Origin of the sequence: Sphingomicrobium arenosum, assembly GCF_026157085.1 — a bacterium.
Classification (GTDB): Bacteria; Pseudomonadota; Alphaproteobacteria; order Sphingomonadales; family Sphingomonadaceae; genus Sphingomicrobium; species Sphingomicrobium arenosum.
The window spans coordinates 1,358,650-1,377,760 of the sequence record NZ_JANPVN010000001.1 but is presented as its reverse complement, the minus strand read 5'-3'; the positions used below and the strand labels follow the sequence as shown (position 1 = coordinate 1,377,760).

The 19,111-nt window shown below is 65.0% G+C and carries 11 protein-coding genes; 8 read left to right on the top strand and 3 right to left on the bottom strand.

Features of this window, described 5'->3' with window-relative positions; all coding sequences use genetic code 11:
* Window positions 1–39 precede the first annotated feature (39 nt).
* Window positions 40–2,661, bottom strand: coding sequence for an Rne/Rng family ribonuclease (locus NUW51_RS06935; RefSeq protein ID WP_265564045.1), 2,622 nt, complete (start codon window positions 2,659–2,661; stop codon window positions 40–42).
* Window positions 2,662–3,001: 340 nt separating this feature from the next.
* Here NUW51_RS06935 and NUW51_RS06930 point away from each other — a divergent pair, with 340 nt between their 5' ends.
* The 8 genes from NUW51_RS06930 to NUW51_RS06895 all read left to right on the top strand — a co-directional run bounded on the left by NUW51_RS06930 (window position 3,002) and on the right by NUW51_RS06895 (window position 10,293).
* The gene (locus tag NUW51_RS06930) at window positions 3,002–3,892 is read left to right on the top strand and encodes an N-acetylmuramoyl-L-alanine amidase family protein (protein WP_265564042.1); all 891 of its coding nucleotides are present in this window, start codon (window positions 3,002–3,004) and stop codon (window positions 3,890–3,892) included.
* Between the two features lie 58 nt (window positions 3,893–3,950).
* Window positions 3,951–6,482, top strand: a complete 2,532-nt coding sequence (locus tag NUW51_RS06925) for a penicillin-binding protein 1A (RefSeq protein ID WP_265564041.1) — start codon at window positions 3,951–3,953, stop codon at window positions 6,480–6,482.
* Between the two features lie 72 nt (window positions 6,483–6,554).
* The gene (gene prfB, locus NUW51_RS06920) at window positions 6,555–7,691 is read left to right on the top strand and encodes a peptide chain release factor 2 (RefSeq protein ID WP_265564039.1); all 1,137 of its coding nucleotides are present in this window, start codon (window positions 6,555–6,557) and stop codon (window positions 7,689–7,691) included.
* Window positions 7,681–8,445 (top strand): class I SAM-dependent methyltransferase, encoded by a 765-nt coding sequence (locus NUW51_RS06915; protein WP_265564037.1) that lies wholly within the window; start codon window positions 7,681–7,683, stop codon window positions 8,443–8,445. Before prfB ends, NUW51_RS06915 begins: the two co-directional genes overlap by 11 nt.
* 24 nt (window positions 8,446–8,469) lie before the next feature.
* The gene (locus NUW51_RS06910) at window positions 8,470–9,264 is read left to right on the top strand and encodes a thymidylate synthase (protein WP_265564035.1); all 795 of its coding nucleotides are present in this window, start codon (window positions 8,470–8,472) and stop codon (window positions 9,262–9,264) included.
* 76 nt (window positions 9,265–9,340) lie between these two features.
* The gene (locus NUW51_RS06905; RefSeq protein WP_322597081.1) at window positions 9,341–9,481 is read left to right on the top strand and encodes an entericidin A/B family lipoprotein; all 141 of its coding nucleotides are present in this window, start codon (window positions 9,341–9,343) and stop codon (window positions 9,479–9,481) included.
* A 190-nt stretch (window positions 9,482–9,671) separates the two neighbouring features.
* On the top strand, window positions 9,672–9,809 hold the full coding sequence (locus tag NUW51_RS06900; RefSeq protein ID WP_265564033.1) for an entericidin EcnAB: 138 nt from the start codon (window positions 9,672–9,674) through the stop codon (window positions 9,807–9,809).
* 100 nt (window positions 9,810–9,909) lie between these two features.
* Window positions 9,910–10,293, top strand: coding sequence for a hypothetical protein (locus tag NUW51_RS06895; protein ID WP_265564030.1), 384 nt, complete (start codon window positions 9,910–9,912; stop codon window positions 10,291–10,293).
* Window positions 10,294–10,378: 85 nt separating this feature from the next.
* On the opposite strand, the gene rpoC is transcribed toward NUW51_RS06895, so the two are convergent.
* Complete coding sequence (rpoC, locus tag NUW51_RS06890; RefSeq protein WP_265564028.1) at window positions 10,379–14,671, bottom strand: DNA-directed RNA polymerase subunit beta'; 4,293 nt, start codon at window positions 14,669–14,671, stop codon at window positions 10,379–10,381.
* A gap of 23 nt (window positions 14,672–14,694) precedes the next feature.
* Window positions 14,695–18,870, bottom strand: a complete 4,176-nt coding sequence (rpoB, locus tag NUW51_RS06885) for a DNA-directed RNA polymerase subunit beta (RefSeq protein ID WP_265564026.1) — start codon at window positions 18,868–18,870, stop codon at window positions 14,695–14,697.
* Window positions 18,871–19,111 lie beyond the last annotated feature (241 nt).

Genomic DNA, 19,111 nt, shown 5'->3' with positions numbered 1-19,111 from the left:
CGATGCGGCGTCGTTCATGATGCGGCGGTGCGCCTCGGCCTAGCCGAAGGTGCGCTGCCACCAGCCCTTGCGCGGCCCGGGCTTGTCGCCGTCGGCGCTGGCGATTTCCTTGTGGACATCTGCCGCCGGCTTGGGGGCTTCGGCTTCAGGCGTTGCTGCCGGCGCCTTGGCGGCCTTGGTCTCGGTTGCTGTTGCCGTGTCCTTGGCCTTGGCCGGCGCTTTCTTGGCGCGCGGACGACGGCCCGCGGCGGTGGTCGCCGAACCGGCGGCCGGCTCTGCCGGGCCTTCGCCGCTGTCGGGCTTGTCCTCGGTCTTCTTGGCCCGCGTCGCGCGCCGCTTCTTGGGCTTCTCGCCCTCTTCGGCAGCACTTTCGGGCGCCTTGTCCTCCGCCTTCGCCCCGGTGTCCGCATCGGCCTTCTTGGCGCGGCTGCGGCGCTTCTTGGGCGCAGGCTTGTCCTCGGTCTCGGTCTCGGCCTCGGGCTCGGGCTTGGCGTCTTTCGCCTTCACCTCGTCGGCCGTGTCGGCCTCGGGCTTCTTGGCGCGCGGACGACGGCGGGTCTTGGGCTTCACGTCCTCGTCGGCTGCTTCGGCCTCGGCTTCGGGCGTGTCGTCGGCTTTGGCCTCTTCTTCGCCCTCGTCCTTCTTCTTGCGCGAGCGGGTGCGACGCTTTTTGGGCTTTTCTTCCTCGTCCGAGCCGTCCTCCATGGGCGCCTCTTCCTTGGCCTTCACCTCTTCGCCGCCATCCTCGTCGCCATCGCTGTCGCCATCGGCACGCTCGTCACGATCGCGGCCACCGCGGCGACGGCCCCGACCGCCGCGACGACGGCGACGACGCTTGGGACGATCCTCGCGGTCATCCTCGTCACGCTCCTCGTCGCGTTCTTCCGCGACATCGTCCTCATCCTCGTCCTCATCGTCCTCGATGGGCTCGGGCTTGGTATCGACGATCGGCTTGTTCTTGGGGCGTTCGGCAGGGCGGGGGCCCTTCGATTCGACGCGCATCTTGGCGCCCTCGAACTGCTCGTCGATCTCGACCTCGACGGTCACGCCATAGCGTTCCTCGACCTCGGCCAGTTCGGCGCGCTTCTTGTTCAACAGGAAGATCGCCGCCTCGCGCCCGGCGCACAGCACGATCGTCGTGCCCTTGCCGCGCGCAGCCTCGTCCTCGATCATGCGCAGCGCGCTCAATCCCGACGAGCTCGCCGTGCGCATCAGCCCGGTGCCGTCGCAATGCGGGCAGGCGTGGGTCGAGGCCTCGAGCACCCCGGTGCGCAGCCGCTGGCGGCTCATCTCCAACAGGCCGAAGGACGAAATCCGCCCGACCTGGATACGCGCGCGATCGGTCTTCAAGGCATCCTTCATCGCCCGCTCGACCTTCCGCACATGGCTGTTCTGTTCCATGTCGATGAAGTCGATGACGATCAGCCCCGCCATGTCGCGCAGCCGCAGCTGGCGGGCGATTTCCTTGGCCGCTTCCAGGTTCGTCTGGAACGCCGTCTGTTCGATATTATGCTCCTTGGTGGAGCGGCCCGAGTTGATGTCGATCGACACCAGCGCCTCGGTCGGGTTGATAACCAGATAGCCACCCGATTTCAGCTGGACGGTCGGATTGTACATCCCCGTCAGGCTGTCCTCGATCCCATAGCGCTGGAAGATCGGGGTGGGGTCGTCATATTGCTGCACGCGCTTCACATGGCTCGGCATGAGCAGCTTCATGAAGCGGCGCGCCGCCTTGTAGCCGTCCTCGCCCTCGACCAGCACCTCGTCGATCTCGCGCGAATAAAGGTCGCGGATCGCGCGTTTCACCAGGTCGCTGTCACGATAGATGAGCGCGGGCGCAGCGGATTTGAGCGTCTTGTCGCGGATCTCGTCCCACAGGCGGGCGAGATAATCGAAGTCGCGCTTGATCTCGGTCTTGGTGCGCGACAGGCCGGCCGTGCGCACGATGAGGCCCATCGAGCGCGGCAGCTTCAGGTCCGCCATGATCTGCTTCAACCGCTTGCGGTCGGCGCCGTTGGAGATCTTGCGACTGATGCCCCCGCCATGACTGGTGTTGGGCATGAGCACGCAATAGCGGCCCGCAAGGCTGAGATAGGTGGTCAGCGCGGCGCCCTTGTTGCCGCGCTCTTCCTTGACGACCTGGACGAGCAGCACCTGGCGGCGCTGGATGACATCCTGGATCTTGTAGCGACGACGCAGCGCCCGGCGCTTGTTGCGCACCTGCTCGACCGCTGTCTCGTCGACCGGCGAGGCGTCGGAGGCGAGGCCTTCTTCCTCGGGCTCGGCGGGGCGATCGTCCTTGCCGTCGTCGTCATGATGCGGATCGAGCGATTCCTCGTCGCTCTCGTCGCGAAGGCGCGCTTCCTCGGCGGCATGCTCGGCCTCTTCGGCGAGCAGCTGGTCGCGATCTTCCTTGGGGATCTGATAATAATCGGGATGGATTTCGCTGAACGCGAGAAAGCCGTGGCGATTGCCGCCATATTCGATGAAGGCCGCCTGTAGCGAGGGTTCGACCCGCGTCACCTTGGCCAGATAGATATTCCCTTTGAGCTGCTTGTGCTCGCTGGATTCGAAATCAAATTCCTGAATGCGGTTTCCGTCGGCGACCGCCACCCGGGTTTCTTCCGGGTGGCGCGCATCGATCAACATGCGCGTGGACATTAAACATTCTCCGGCCGGGATCGAGGATCGCCTCGCATACCGGCGTGTTGGGGGCGCGCGTCCGCATCATCGGGACGGGCGCAAGTGACTGGAAATATGCGTCTGCATGCATGGGCCACGCGCCGCGCCGCTTTGCAGCGTGCGTCAGATGGGCGCCTTGATGGCTCATGCAGCGTCAACCTCTTCTCGGGGTGCCAGGGCGGCGCCCGCGGGGTCGAACGCACGGGGGTATCCCCGGTTCGACGCTTCACGAGGTAGCATCGCGATTCGCCCGTTACAAGATGGTGTCGCCATGCCGACAGGCCTTTTTCCGAAACGCTCGCCGCGATAGGGCAGGGGAATGAAGCGACTTCTTCCCTTGGCCCTCATCGCGCTGGCCGTCTTCGGCGGACTCTGGCTACTCGCCCCCGCGCCCGAGCACGACAGTGCCGAGGCGCAGCGGCGCGAGGCCGAGACCGCGCTGATCGGCGAGGCGCGGCGCGGCGGCGTCCGGCTCGAACTCAGCGATGCCATCGCCGAGATCACCATCAGCGAGGCCGCGCGTCCCGATGCGCCGCTCGTCCTCATCGACCCCGGCCATGGCGGGCGCGACGGCGGCGCGGTGGGGGTGGGCGGCACCCGCGAAAAGGACCTGACGCTGGCCATGGCGCGCGAGGTGCGCGACCGACTGGCGCAGCGCGGTCAGGTGCGTGTCGCCCTGTCGCGCGACGGCGATGCCACCCTGACCCTCGACCAGCGCGCCGACCTCGCCCGGCGCTTGTCGCCCGACCTGTTCGTCTCCATCCACATGGACGCCGCGCCCAATGCGGGCGCCACCGGCGTCACCGTCTATTCGCTCGCCGACATCGCCTCCACCACCGAGGCCGCCGCATTGGCGCAGGCCGAGGCCGAGCGCGTCGGACAGGTCGTGTCCGATGCCGATGCGCCCGTCGAATTCCTCCTCACCGACCTCGCCCTGCGCGATCAGATGAGCCAGTCGGCCGCCTTCGCCCGCCGCATCCTCCGGCGCGCCGAGGCGGTGGGCGACGTGCCGCTGCGCCCGACCCCGCACCAATTCGCCAATTTCTACGTCCTGCGCTTCGGCCAGGTCCCCGGCGTGCTGCTCGAGGCGGGCTATATCACCAACAGCGCCGACGGTGCGCGGCTGGGCAGCGCCGGCGGGCGCGCCCCGCTGGTCGAGGCGCTGGCGCAGGCGATCGAGGCCGACCTTGCGCGCCGCGCCGGCAACTGATCGCGCCCGCCCGATTCGGTTCATTGTAAGGCCGGGCGCGCGGCGCTAGGAGCAAGGCATGGCCCGTCTTCCCGATATGGTCGCGTTCAACGCGCGCGTGCACCGGCATCTCGACCCCTGGCGCGAGAAGCGCTGGTTCCGCTTCGGCGCCTATGCCGCGCTGGCCGGCTTCCTCCTTCTCATGGGCGTGATGTTCCTCGCCGCCGCCAACACCATGAGCCGCGAGGAAATTCTCGCCTATCGCCCGAGCCTGCCGACCATGGTGCGCGGCTATGACGGCGAACTGGTCGGCTCCTATGCGCGCCAGCGCCGCGTCGAACTGGCCTATGAAGATTATCCCGACCAGGTCGTGCAGGCCTTCATCTCCGCCGAGGACAAGACCTTCTTCTCCCACGGCGGCATCGATTATCCCGGCCTCGTCGCGGCGATCGGCGAATTCACCGTCAAGACCGTCACCGGCGGCGGGCGCTCGCGCGGCTCCTCGACCATCACCCAGCAGGTCGCCAAGAACCTGTCGGGCGATGACGATTATTCGGTGCTCCGCAAGATCCGCGAGGCCGTCCTCGCCTTCCGCATCGAGGACACGCTGACCAAGCAGGAAATCCTCGCCCTCTACCTCAACGAGATCTTCCTCGGCCGCAACGCCTATGGCGTCCAGGCCGCTGCCCGTGCCTATTTCGACAAGGATGTCGATGAACTCGACCTCCACGAGGTCGCCTATCTCGCCGCCATCCCCAAGGGGCCGAGCAACTATCATCCCGTGCGCAACAAGGAGCGCGCCACCGCGCGGCGCAACTATGTGCTCACCCAGATGGCGGCCAACAATTTCATCACCGACGCCCAGCGCGATACCGCCATCGCCACCGACCTGACCGCCATTCCCACCGGCAGTGCGCAGGCCTTCGTCGAGCGCGGCGGCTATTTTCTCGAGGAAGTGCGCCGCGACCTGCTCGATCGCTATGGCGAGGATGCCGAGGACGGCGAGAATGGCATCTATTCGGGCGGCCTGTGGGTCCGCACCTCGATGAAGCCTGTCATGCAGGACGCCGCCGCCGAGGCGCTGCGCGAAGCACTCGCCCGCTTCGACGGGCCGCGCGGCTGGCGCGATCTGGGCATGACCGTCGACATGACCGAGGATTGGGAAAGCCAGCTCCGGATCGCCAATGTCGGCACCGGTTTCGGCGACTGGCGCAAGGCCGTCGTCCTGTCCAAGGAAGGCGGCAGCGCCACCATCGGCTTCGTCGGCGGCGAGACCGCGACCCTGCCGCGCTCGGCCGCGACCATGCCGGTGCGCGGTGGCGGCGGGATCGCCTTCGACCAGTTCAGCGCCGGCATGATCATCGTCGTCAAGGACGAGGGCGACGGCAGCTTCGCGCTGCGCTCGATCCCGCTCGTCGGCGGCGCCTTCGTGGCGCAGGAGGTCGACACCGGCCGCGTCCTCGCCATGCAGGGCGGCTTCGATGTCTTGGGGTCAAGCTTCAACCGCGCCACCCAGGCCAATCGCCAGCCGGGTTCGGCCTTCAAGCCGATCGTCTACCTGACCGCGCTCGAAAATGGCTACACGCCCGCCTCGACCGTGGTCGATGCGCCCTTCTGCGTCTGGCAGGGTGCGGCGCTGGGCGAGAAATGCTTCCGCAACTTCGACGGCAAATATGCCGGCCCCAAGACGCTGCGCTGGGGGGTCGAACAGTCGCGCAACCTCATGACCGTGCGCGTCGCCAGCGACACCGGCATCGGCAAGGTCATGGCCAATGCCAGGAAGCTCGGTCTCGGCGATCATCCCGAATATCTCTCCATGGCGCTGGGCGCGGGCGAGGTCACGCCGATGGCGCTCACCAACGCCTATGCCATCCTCGCCAACCATGGCCGCGAAGTGCGCCCCAGCCTCATCGACTATGTCCAGGACCGCTCGGGCAAGGTCATCTACCGCGCCGACAATCGCTGCGCCGCGATGGAGAATTGCAACGCGGCTGACTGGGACGGCGGCGCCATGCCGCGCCCGCCCAAGCGGGGCCGCCAGCTGGTCGACGCCATGGCCGCCTATCAGATGGTCCATGTCATGGAAGGCGTCGTCACCCGCGGCACCGCCCAGCGCCTCGCCGCGCTCGACCGCCCCTTGTTCGGCAAGACCGGCACCACCACCGGCCCGACCAACGTCTGGTTCGTCGGGGGCACCCCCGACGTCGTGACCGGCACCTATATCGGCTATGATGACAATCGCGACATGGGCGGCAATTGGGTCCAGGGCGGCAGCGTCGCGGGCCCCGTCTTCCTGCAATTCGCCGAAAAGGCGCTCGCCGATGCGCCCAAGACGCCCTTTGTCGCACCCGAGGGCATCAGCTTCGTGCGCATCGACCGCCGCACGGGCGAGCGCGTCTATGGCGCCTTCCCGCGTGAGGAAGAGCGCCTCTCGACCGTCATCTGGGAGGCGTTCCAGCCCAAGACCGAACCCCGCCGTTCCTTCCGCCAGCGCGAGGAAGAAGAGGAGGAACAGGTCGCCGTCCGCCCCGCCGTCGTGCGCCAGGCCCCGCAGCCCGAGGCGCAGCCCGACGCAAGCGATTTCTTGCAAAGGGAGGGCGGGATTTACTAACCCCGCGCCCGACCGCATCTTGATGATCGCGCCGAAGGTTTTTTCGGCGCCACTGACGAACGGAATTTGCCCATGCGCGCAGAAGCGCAAAGTTTTGCCGACCAGATCGACGCCGCCACCAACCTCTTGCGGCGCTTCCTCGACTGGGACAAGGCCAAGAAGCGATTGAAGGAGCTCAACGACAAGGTCGAGGATCCGACGCTGTGGGACGACCCCAAGGCGGCGCAGGAGGTGATGCGCGAGCGCACCCGCCTCGACACCGCCATCAAGGCCACCGAGCGGATGGAGCGCGAGCTCGCAGACACCTTGGAACTCATCGAAATGGCCGAGGCCGAGGGCGATGACGCCATGGTCGACGATGCTCTGAAAAGCCTCGGCGAACTCGCCGACAAGGCCGAGAAGGACAAGGTCGAGGCGCTGCTCGCGGGCGAGGCCGATGCCAATAACGCCTATGTCGAAGTCCATGCCGGCGCGGGCGGCACCGAGAGCCAGGACTGGGCCGAGATGCTCAGCCGAATGTACACCCGCTGGGCCGAGCGGCGCGGCATGAAGGTCGAACTGGTCGACCATCACGCCGGCGAACAGGCGGGCATCAAGTCGGCGACGCTCCTCCTCAAGGGCGAAAATGCCTATGGCTATGCCAAGACCGAGAGCGGCGTGCACCGCCTCGTGCGCATCAGCCCCTACGACAGCTCGGCGCGCCGCCACACCAGCTTCTCGAGCGTCTGGGTCTACCCGGAAGTCGACGACGACATCGACATCGAGATCGTCGAGAGCGACCTTCGCATCGACACCTACCGTGCCTCTGGCGCGGGCGGTCAGCATATCAACACGACCGACAGCGCGGTGCGCATCACCCATATTCCCACCAACATCGTCGTCGCCTCGCAGTCGCAGCGCTCGCAGCACAAGAACAAGGCCGAGGCGATGAAGCAGCTGAAAGCCCGCCTCTACGAGGCCGAACTGCAGCGCCGCGAGGAAGAAGCCAATGCCGCCAACGCCTCCAAGACCGAGATCGGCTGGGGCCACCAGATCCGCTCCTATGTCCTCCAGCCCTATCAGCAGGTGAAGGACCTTCGCACCGGCGTCGTCTCCACCGCGCCGGGCGACGTCCTCGACGGCGATCTCGATCGCTTCATGGCCGCCGCGCTGTCGCAGCGCGTCACCGGCGAGGCGGTCGAGGTCGTGGACGACGACGATGTCGAATAGAACAAAAAACCTTCCCCGCCCCTTCAGGGGAGGGGATCGAGGGGAGGGGAGCCACCTCGTTCCCCGCACCACCGCCATCGCCCTCGCACTCTCCCTCGCCCTCACCGCCTGCGACAAGGCCCCGCAGGTCGATGAGGACGGTTTTCCCACCATCGACCGCCCGGTCGCCCCCATCGTCTCCGACCGCTTCTCGACCGAGGATGCGCGCGACCGGCTGGGCGAGGCCGAGGCCGTGATGGACCTCGCCGGCATCACCGAAGGCATGAGCGTCGCCGACATCGGCGCGGGCGAGGGCTATTATACCGTCCGCCTCGCGCGCGCGGTCGGCCCGCGCGGCCGCGTCGTCGCGCAGGACATCCAGCCCGTCGTGCGCGACGCGCTCGCCCAGCGCGTCCAGCGCGAGGAACTCGACAATGTCGCGGTGCAATTGGGCGAGGCCGACGATCCGCGCCTGCCGCACGCCAGCTTCGATCGCATCTTCCTCGTCCACATGTATCACGAGGTCGCCGAGCCCTATCAGTTCCTCTGGAACCTGCGCCAGGCCTTGAAGGAAGACGGCCTCGTCGTCGTCGTCGACGCCGACCGCCCGGTCAAGCGTCACGGCATGCCGCCAAGGCGCCTCGACTGCGAATTCAATGCCCTCGGCCTCGAACGTGTCGACATGAGCCAGCTCGAAGGCGGCGATGCCTATTTCGCGACGTTCAAGGTCGTCGGCGAATTGCCCGTGCCGAGCATGATCGAGCCTTGCGATTGAGGCGGGTTCGCCTAGGCTGAACCCATGCAGCAATATCTCGATCTCATGCAGCGCATACTCGACGAGGGCGCCGCCCAGGACGACCGCACCGGCGTCGGCACCCTCTCGGTCTTCGGCGCGCAGATGCGCTTCGACCTCTCGAAGGGCTTCCCGCTCCTCACCACCAAGAAGCTGCACTTGCGCTCGATCATCGTCGAGCTGCTGTGGTTCCTCGCCGGGGACACCAACGTGCGCTACCTCCAGGACAATAAGGTCAGCATCTGGGACGAATGGGCCGACGACAAGGGCGATCTCGGCCCCGTCTACGGCAAGCAATGGCGCCGCTGGGAAACCCCCGACGGCGAGACGATCGACCAGATCAAGCTTCTCGTCGAGCAGATCCGCACCAACCCCGCCTCGCGCCGCCAGATCGTCAGCGCGTGGAACCCCGGCGAGCTCGAGGCAATGGCGCTCGCACCCTGCCACTGCCTGTTCCAGACCCATGTCGCGAACGGCAAATTGTCGCTCCAGCTTTACCAGCGCAGCGCCGACCTCTTCCTCGGCGTGCCCTTCAACATCGCCAGCTACGCGCTCCTCACCCACATGCTCGCGCGCGAGACGGGGCTCGAGGTCGGCGACTTCGTCTGGACCGGCGGCGACGTGCATCTCTATTCGAACCATCTCGAACAGGCGCGCACGCAATTGTCGCGCGATCCGCGTGCCCTCCCGCAACTCGTCATCGAGGATCGCGGGCAGGGCCTGTTCGACTACGAACCGACCGATTTCAGCTTCATCGGTTACGATCCGCATCCGCACATCAAGGCGCCGGTCGCGGTCTGAAGACATTTCGCCGCCGCAACGGCAACCAATTTGCGCGCGTTGACGTTTCCTCCCTACCTAGACAGGGAGAAAGTGCATGATCCGCAAGTTCCTCATGATTCCGGTGATCGCCGGTGCCTTCGCCATTTCGGCCTGCAACACCGTTCAGGGTGTCGGCGAAGATATCAGCTCGGCTGGCGAATGCGGCGAAGACGTCATCAACGGCGGCGACTGCTAAGCACCGCTTTACAGCGACAAGCGAATACCCCGTCCTTCCCCCCCTCGGAAGGGCGGGGTTTTTCGTGGTTCATGATGCGTCAATGCCGCAGCCGCGAGGCTCTTGTCGTGCCGCCCCCATGGCGGCTGGACAGTCCTGCTTCGCCCTTCCAAAAGAAGCGCGAAATGAATGCATTTTGGGAGGAAATGAAATGCGCAAACTGATGGCCATGGCCATGATCACCGCCGGTCTGGCCCTGTCGGCATGCAATGCGGTCCAGGGGCTGGGCGAGGACATCAAGTCGGCCGGCGAATGCGGCGAGGACGTGATCAACGGCGACGGCTGCTAACGATTAACTCTTACGATGCAAGAAGGCGCTATCCGGGTCGACAGCGATCCGGAGAGCGCTTCTCGCGCTGTCTGCGTAACGGGGGACATAACGAATGCTCATGAGTATGATCGTCGCGGCGATGGGGGGCACCTTGGCAGCGTCCACGCCCGAACCGACCACCCGGACGGTCGATTGGCAATGCGCCGGACATGCCGGGTCATCACTCTCCCTGTCGCGGCAGCGCGGCGAGACCGGTTCCTATCGGCTCGATCAGGTGATTATCGGCGGGCGCGCGCTGACCTACCCGGAACTGGGCACCATCCGAGCGTTCGTGGGCCAGGCGGCCAGGATCCTCGAGGTGCGGGGTATTTGCGGCGACGACGGAGAGACGCTGCTCATCTCGGCGTCACTGAGGGGAGAGGAGGGCGCAAGGGCACAGCGCCTGACGATGCAATGGCCGCTTCTCTACGACGGTCCCGGCGACCACCGCTACGCGGACTAAGCAAAAAAAACCCCCGGCGCCATGCGGCACCGGGGGCTTTTTTGTTCAGGTCGGAGAGGCGAGGGGGCCGGAGCCCCCGTCGCTATTACTCCTTGTCCTCGCCCGCGTCGGCATAATCGCCGGCGGCCGCGTCCGAACCGTCACCCGAGGGTGCGACTTCGGCCAGCGGATCCTTGGTCGCTTCGGCAACGATTTCCGGATCGGCGTCGCGCTCGGCGGCTTCGGCCTCACGCAGTTCCTCGGCGGTCTGCGCGGCAGCGAGGCTCTCGGCGAGCTTCTTCTGCTGGGCGCGCAGTGCCGCATCGCGCGAGCTCGCGGCGATGCGAACGCGGTTCATGCCCGCGCCGGTACCGGCGGGGATGAGGCGACCGACGATGACATTCTCCTTGAGACCGTTGAGCGTGTCCGCCTTGCCCTGCACCGAGGCTTCGGTGAGCACGCGCGTCGTTTCCTGGAACGAGGCGGCCGAGATGAAGCTGCGGGTCTGCAGCGACGCCTTGGTGATGCCCAACAGGATCGGCACGCCATCCGCCTTCTTCTTGCGCGGCGGCAGCTTGGCATTGATCTCGTCCATCTCGGCGCGATCGACCTGCTCGCCCTTGAGCAAGGTGGTGTCGCCCTCGACGGTGATCTCGACCTTCTGCAGCATCTGGCGAACGATCACCTCGATGTGCTTGTCGTTGATCTTCACGCCCTGCAGTCGATAGACTTCCTGGATCTCGTTGACGAGATATTCGGCCAGCGCTTCCACGCCCATGACCTCGAGGATGTCATGCGGATCGGGGCTCCCTGCGACGAGGTTGTCGCCCTTCTTCACATAATCGCCTTCCTGGACGTCGATGACCTTCGCCTTGGGGATCAGATATTCGACCGCATCGCCGCCATCCTCGGGAATGATGGCGACCTTGCGCTTGGCCTTATAGTCGCGAACGAAGGTGAACTTGCCCGAGACCTTGGCGATGACCGCATTGTCCTTGGGCTTGCGCGCCTCGAACAGTTCGGCGACGCGCGGCAGACCACCGGTGATGTCGCGGGTCTTGGCGGCTTCACGCGGCATACGCGCGAGCACCGTGCCGGCCTCGACGGTCGCCCCGTCCTCGACCGCGACGATGGCACCGGGCGCGAGGCGATAGACGCCCGCATCCTCGCCGTCGCCGCCCATGGTGAGGCGCGGACGAAGGTCGTCCTTCTTCGACTTGGCCTGATCGTCGGTGATGACGCGCTGCGTGATCCCCGTCGATTCGTCGGTTTCCTCGGCCAGCGTGCGATTGTCGACGATGTCCTGATACTTCACGACGCCGCCATGCTCGGTGATGACCGGCGAGAACGAGGGATCCCATTCGGCCAGCTTGTCACCACGCGACACGGTGTGACCGGTGTCGTGGATGAGGTGCGCGCCGTAGGGGATCTTGTGCGCCGACAGTTCGCGGCCGTCCATGTCGAGGATCGCCAGTTCGCCCGAACGCGACAGCGAGAGCGTGCGGCCCTTGGCGTCGACGATGGTCGGCATGTCGCGATATTCGATCTTGCCTTCCACGGGGGCTTCGAGGTTCGACTGCTCGTTGAGCTGCGCCGCGCCGCCGATGTGGAAGGTACGCATGGTCAGCTGCGTGCCCGGCTCGCCGATCGACTGCGCCGCGATGACGCCGACCGCTTCGCCGATGTTGACCGGGGTGCCGCGGGCAAGGTCGCGCCCGTAGCACTTGCCGCACACGCCCTGCTTGCTTTCGCAGATCAGCGGCGAGCGGATCTTGAGCGCCTGGACGCCCAGATCGTCGATCATCTTGGCCATCGGCTCGTCGATCATCGTGCCCGACTTGATCGCGACCTTCTCGCCATCGCCATCCATGATGTCCTCGGCGGTGGTGCGACCCAGCACGCGGTCGGACAGCGACGCGATGACGCTGCCGCCCTGGACGATCGCGCGCATTTCCAATGCGTTCGAGGTCTTGCAGTCGACTTCGACGATCGTGCAGTCCTGCGACACGTCGACGAGGCGGCGGGTCAGGTAGCCCGAGTTCGCCGTCTTCAACGCCGTATCCGCGAGGCCCTTGCGCGCGCCGTGGGTCGAGTTGAAGTATTCAAGGACGGTCAGGCCTTCCTTGAAGTTCGAGATGATCGGGGTCTCGATGATCTCGCCCGACGGCTTGGCCATGAGGCCGCGCATCCCGGCGAGCTGCTTGATCTGCGCCTGTGAACCACGCGCACCCGAGTGGGCCATCATGTAGATCGAGTTGACCGGCTCTTCGCGGCCATTCTCGTCCTTGTTGATGGTCTGGATCTCGGTCATCATCTCGGTCGCCACCTGGTCACCGCAACGGCTCCAGGCGTCGATCACCTTGTTATACTTTTCCTGCTGCGTGATCAGGCCGTCCTGATACTGCTGCTCGTAATCGGCCACCAGGCTGCGGGTTTCCTCGACGAGGCGTTCCTTGGCGGCGGGGATGACCATGTCGTCCATGCCGAAGGAAATGCCCGCCTTGAAGGCGTTGCGGAAACCAAGCCCCATGATCTGGTCGGCGAAGATGACCGTCGCCTTCTGACCGGTGTGACGATAGACCTCGTCGATCACGTCGCCGATGTCCTTCTTGGTCAGCAGCTTGTTGACGGTCTCGAACGGCACCTTGTGGCTCTTCGGGAGCGTTTCGCCGAGCAGCATGCGCCCGGGCGTCGTCTCGAAGCGCTTCATCTCGACTTCACCCTTCTCGTTCGTCTGCGGCACGCGCGCGACGATCTTGGTGTGAAGCGTGACGGCACCGACGTTCAGTGCCTGGTGCACTTCGGTCATGTCGGTGAAGATCGAGCCTTCGCCCGGCTCGCCTTCCTTCTCCATCGAGATGTAATAGAGCCCCAGGATCATGTCCTGCGAGGGAACGATGATCGGCTTGCCGTTGGCGGGCGAGAGGATGTTGTTGGTGCTCATCATGAGCACGCGCGCTTCCAGCTGCGCCTCGAGGCTCAGCGGCACGTGCACGGCCATCTGGTCGCCGTCGAAGTCGGCGTTGAAGGCGGCGCAGACCAGCGGGTGAAGCTGGATCGCCTTGCCCTCGATCAGCACGGGTTCGAACGCCTGGATGCCGAGGCGGTGAAGCGTCGGCGCGCGGTTCAGCAGCACGGGATGTTCGCGGATCACCTCGTCGAGGATGTCCCAGACTTCCTTGCGCTCCTTTTCCACCCATTTCTTGGCCTGCTTGAGGGTCATCGACAGACCCTTGGCGTCGAGACGCGAGTAGATGAACGGCTTGAACAGCTCCAAGGCCATTTTCTTGGGAAGACCGCACTGGTGCAGCTTCAATTCCGGCCCGGTCACGATGACCGAACGACCCGAATAATCGACGCGCTTGCCGAGCAGGTTCTGGCGGAAGCGGCCCTGCTTGCCCTTGAGCATGTCGGACAGCGACTTCAGCGGGCGCTTGTTGGCACCGGTGATGGTGCGGCCACGGCGACCGTTGTCGAACAGCGCATCGACCGCTTCCTGCAGCATGCGCTTTTCGTTGCGCACGATGATGTCTGGCGCGCGCAGCTCCATGAGGCGCTTCAGGCGGTTGTTACGGTTGATGACGCGGCGATAGAGGTCGTTCAGATCCGACGTCGCGAAGCGGCCGCCGTCCAGCGGGACCAGCGGGCGAAGATCGGGCGGAATGACCGGCACGACGTCGAGGATCATCCACTCGGGCTTGTTGCCGCTTTCGATGAAGCTCTCGACGATCTTCATGCGCTTGATGATCTTCTTGGGCTTCAGCGTCGACTTGGTTTCCTCGAGTTCCTTCTTGAGGTCTTCGAGTTCCTGTTCGAGGTCGAGGTCCATCATCATCTGCTTGACGGCCTCGGCGCCGATGCCGGCGCTGAAGGCGTCTTCGCCATATTCATCCTGCGCCTCAAGAAGTTCGTCCTCGGTGAGCAGCTGATACTTCTCGAGCGGGGTGAGGCCCGGCTCGATGACGACATAGGATTCAAAGTACAGCACACGCTCGAGCTGCTTGAGCTGCATGTCCATGAGAAGGCCGATGCGGCTCGGCAGCGACTTCAGGTACCAGATGTGCGCGACCGGCGCGGCCAGCTCGATGTGGCCCATGCGCTCCCGGCGGACCTTCGAGACGGTGACTTCCACGCCGCACTTTTCGCACACGATGCCCTTGTACTTCATGCGCTTATACTTGCCGCACAGGCATTCGTAATCCTTGATCGGACCGAAGATGCGCGCGCAGAACAGGCCGTCACGCTCGGGCTTGAACGTGCGATAGTTGATCGTCTCGGGCTTCTTGATCTCGCCGAAGCTCCACGAGCGGATCTTGTCCGGCGACGCGATGCCGATGCGGATCTGGTCGAAGGTTTCCGGCTTGGCGGCCGGGTTCGCGAAGTTGGTCAGTTCGTTCATTGTCTTCTTTCCCTTCCGCTCGATTATTCGGCCGCGATGGCGGGGGTGTCGCCATCATCCTCTTCCCCGTCCGAGACGGAGGTGAGGTCGACGCTCATACCGAGCGAACGCATTTCCTTGACCAGCACGTTGAAGCTTTCCGGAATACCGGCTTCGAACGTGTCGTCGCCCTTGACGATGGCTTCGTAGACCTTGGTACGGCCGACGACGTCATCCGACTTGACGGTGAGCATTTCCTGCAGGGTGTAGGCAGCGCCATAGGCCTGCAGCGCCCAGACTTCCATTTCCCCGAAGCGCTGACCGCCGAACTGGGCCTTGCCGCCCAGCGGCTGCTGGGTGACGAGGCTGTACGGCCCGATCGAGCGCGCGTGGATCTTGTCGTCGACGAGATGGTGCAGCTTGAGCATGTAGATATAGCCCACGGTCACCTTGCGGTCGAACGGCTCGCCGGTGCGGCCGTCGAACAGCGTCACCTGGCCCGAGCGGTCGAGACCGGCCTTCTCGAGCATGTCGGCAACGTCCGCCTCGCGCGCACCGTCGAACACCGGGGTGCCCATCGGGACGCCGTAGACGAGGTGCTGGGCGAGCTCCATGACCTTCTCTTCCGAGCGGCCATCGATCTCCTCGGCATATTTGTCGCCATAGATGCCCTTCAGGCGCGTGCGGATGCCGTCGACATCCTTCTTGGCGACATCCTTGCCCTTGTGGTGGATGTCCTCGAGCATCGCGCCGATCTGCTGGCCGAGACCACGCGCGGCCCAGCCGAGGTGCGTCTCGAAGATCTGCCCGACGTTCATGCGCGACGGCACGCCCAGCGGGTTGAGCACGATGTCGGCATGGGTGCCGTCCTCGAGGAACGGCATGTCCTCGACCGGAAGGATCCGGCTGATGACACCCTTGTTGCCGTGACGGCCGGCCATCTTGTCGCCCGGCTGCAGCTTGCGCTTCACCGCGACGAAGACCTTGACCATCTTGAGCACGCCCGGCGGCAGTTCATCGCCCGCTTCCAGCTTGCCGATACGATCGTCGAGCTTGTCCTCGATGCGCTGGATCGCCTCGTCATACTGCGCCTTCATGGCTTCGAGATCGGCCTGCGCCTCGTCGTCGGCGACGGCGACCTTCCACCACAGCTTGCGCTCGACGCCTTCGAGCATCTCGGGATCGAGCTTGGCGCCCTTCTTGATGCCCTTGGGGACCGCGGTCGCGGTCTGGCCGACGAGCAGCTCGGCAAGGCGGTTGTAGGTCGCGCGGTTGAGGATCGCCTTCTCGTCGTTGGCGTCCTTCTTCAACCGGTCCTTTTCCTCGGCCTGGATGGCACGCGTACGGTCGTCGATGTCGATGCCGTGACGGTTGAAGGTGCGCACGTCGACGATAGTGCCGGCCACGCCCGGGGGCAGGCGCAGCGAGGTGTCGCGAACGTCCGAGGCCTTTTCACCGAAGATGGCACGCAGCAGCTTTTCTTCCGGCGTCATCGGGCTTTCGCCCTTCGGCGTGATCTTGCCGACGAGGATGTCGCCCGGATGCACTTCGGCACCGATGTAGACGATCCCGGCTTCGTCGAGGTTGCGCAGTGCTTCCTCGCCGACGTTGGGGATGTCGCGGGTGATGTCTTCCGGCCCCAGCTTGGTATCGCGCGCGGCGACTTCGAATTCCTCGATGTGGATCGAGGTGAAGATGTCGTCCTTCACGATGCGTTCGGAGATGAGGATACTGTCCTCATAGTTGTAGCCGTTCCAAGGCATGAAGGCGACGAGCACGTTGCGGCCCAGCGCCAGTTCGCCGAACTGGGTCGAGGGACCGTCGGCGATGATCTCGCCGGCCTCGACCGTCTCGCCCACCTTCACCAGCGGACGCTGGTTGATGCAGGTGTTCTGGTTCGACCGCTGGAACTTCTGCAGCGTGTAGATGTCGACGCCGCTTTCGCCCGCCGCGACCTTTTCGGTCACGCGGATGACGATACGGGTCGCATCGACCTGGTCGATCACGCCGGCGCGGCGCGCAGCGATCGCGGCGCCCGAATCGCGGGCGACCGTTTCTTCCATGCCGGTGCCGACCAGCGGCGCATCGGCCTGGACGAGCGGCACGGCCTGGCGCTGCATGTTCGAGCCCATCAGCGCGCGGTTGGCGTCATCGTTTTCCAGGAACGGAATGAGCGAGGCGGCGACCGAGACGAGCTGCTTGGGGCTGACGTCCATCAGCGTGATCGCCTCGCGCTGCGCCATCAGGAATTCGCCGGCCTGGCGGCTCGAGACGATTTCCTCGACGAAGCTGCCGTCGTCGTTGAGATCGGCGTTGGCCTGCGCGATGGTGTGCTTCTGCTCTTCCATCGCCGACAGGTACACGACCTCGTCGGTCACCTTATTGTCGACGACCTTGCGGTACGGCGTCTCGATGAAGCCGTACTTGTTGACGCGGCTGAAGCTGGCGAGGCTGTTGATAAGGCCGATGTTCGGACCTTCGGGCGTCTCGATCGGACAGATACGACCATAGTGCGTCGGGTGAACGTCGCGCACTTCGAAGCCCGCGCGTTCACGCGTCAGACCACCCGGGCCGAGCGCCGAGACACGACGCTTGTGGGTGACTTCCGAGAGCGGATTGGTCTGATCCATGAACTGCGAGAGCTGCGATGAACCAAAGAACTCGCGCACCGCCGCCACCGAGGGCTTGGCGTTGATGAGGTCGTTGGGCATCACGGTCGACACGTCGACGCTGCTCATGCGCTCCTTGACCGCGCGCTCCATGCGCAGGAGGCCGACGCGATACTGGTTTTCCAGCAATTCGCCGACCGACCGCACGCGGCGGTTGGCGAGGTTATCGATATCGTCGATCTCGCCCTTGCCGTCCTTCAGGTCGACGAGGGTCTTCACCACCGCCATGATGTCCTCGCGGCGCAGCGTGGTGACGGTGTCCTCGGCATCGAGGTCGAGGCGCATGTTCAACTTGACGCGGCCCACGGCCGACAGGTCGTAGCGCTCGGGATCGAAGAACAGGCCATAGAAGAGCGCATCGGCGGTCTCGCGCGTGGGCGGTTCGCCCGGGCGCATGACGCGATAGATGTCGGCCAGCGCCTGGTCGGTGTCCTCGGCCTTGTCGGCTTCCAGCGTGTTGCGGATCCACGGACCCGTGGTGACATAGTCGATGTCCAACAGGTCGATATGATCGATCCCCGCCTTGTCGAGCTTCTCGAGATTCTCGGCGGTCACTTCCTGACCGGCCTCGATGTAGATCTCGCCCGTCTTCTCGTTGATGAGGTCATAGGCCGAGAAGCGGCCGAAGATTTCCTCGGCCGGGATGACGAGATTTTCGAGCCCGTCGCTCTTGGCCTTGTTGGCCTTGCGCGGGGTGATCTTCTGGCCCGCTTCGAACACGACTTCGCCGGTCTTGGCATCGACGATGTCGAACGCCGGCTTCTGCGCGCGCCAGGCTTCGGGACGGAAGGGGATTTCCCAGCCGTTCTTGCCGCGCTTGTAGGTCACCTTCTCGTAGAAGTGCGACAGGATTTCTTCCTGGTTCAGGCCGAGCGCATAGAGCAGCGTGGTGACCGGCAGCTTGCGCTTGCGATCGATGCGCACGTTGACGATGTCCTTGGCGTCGAACTCGAAGTCGAGCCACGAGCCGCGATAGGGAATGACGCGCGCGGCGAAGAGATACTTGCCCGACGAGTGCGTCTTGCCGCGGTCATGGTCGAACAGGACGCCCGGCGACCGGTGCATCTGGCTGACGATGACGCGCTCGGTGCCGTTGATGATGAAGGTGCCGTTGTCGGTCATGAGCGGCATGTCGCCCATGTAGACGTCCTGCTCCTTGATATCGATGACCGACTTGGCTTCGGTGTCGGGATCGATCTCGAAGCTGGTGAGGCGCAGCGTGACGCGCATCGGCGCGGCATAGGTCAGCCCGCGCTGGCGGCATTCGTCGGTGTCGAACTTGGGCTCTTCGAGGACATAGCCGTCGAAGTCGAGATGGGCGGTGCCGGCAAAGTCCTGGATGGGGAAGACCGAACGCAGGGTCTTCTCGAGGCCGCTTACATGGGCACGCTCGGCGTCCGAGCGCAGGAAGTCTTCATACGACTCGCGCTGAACCTCGATGAGGTTCGGCATTTCGGAGACTTCGTGGATGTTGCCGAAAATCTTGCGAATACGACGCGATTTCAGCGAGCGGCCCATCTGGGTGGGGACGTCTTTTGCCTGGGTAGCCATGGTTTTCCTCAGCGCAGCGGGCGCGCGAACATGCTCGCGGACCCTCGGGTGTCAGGTCGGGCGCTTTTCCTGTGACCCCTTTTCCATTCGTTCGTCCCGTGCGCGGGTGGGACGTGGCCCGGAAAAGGCAGGAGGCCCCGGGACGCAGGCGGACCTGCGGCGGAGCCACATCATGTTGGATGGGGTCTATCTAGCGCCTGCCCATAGGATTGCAAGAGGGGGCACAACATTGTGCCTTCTT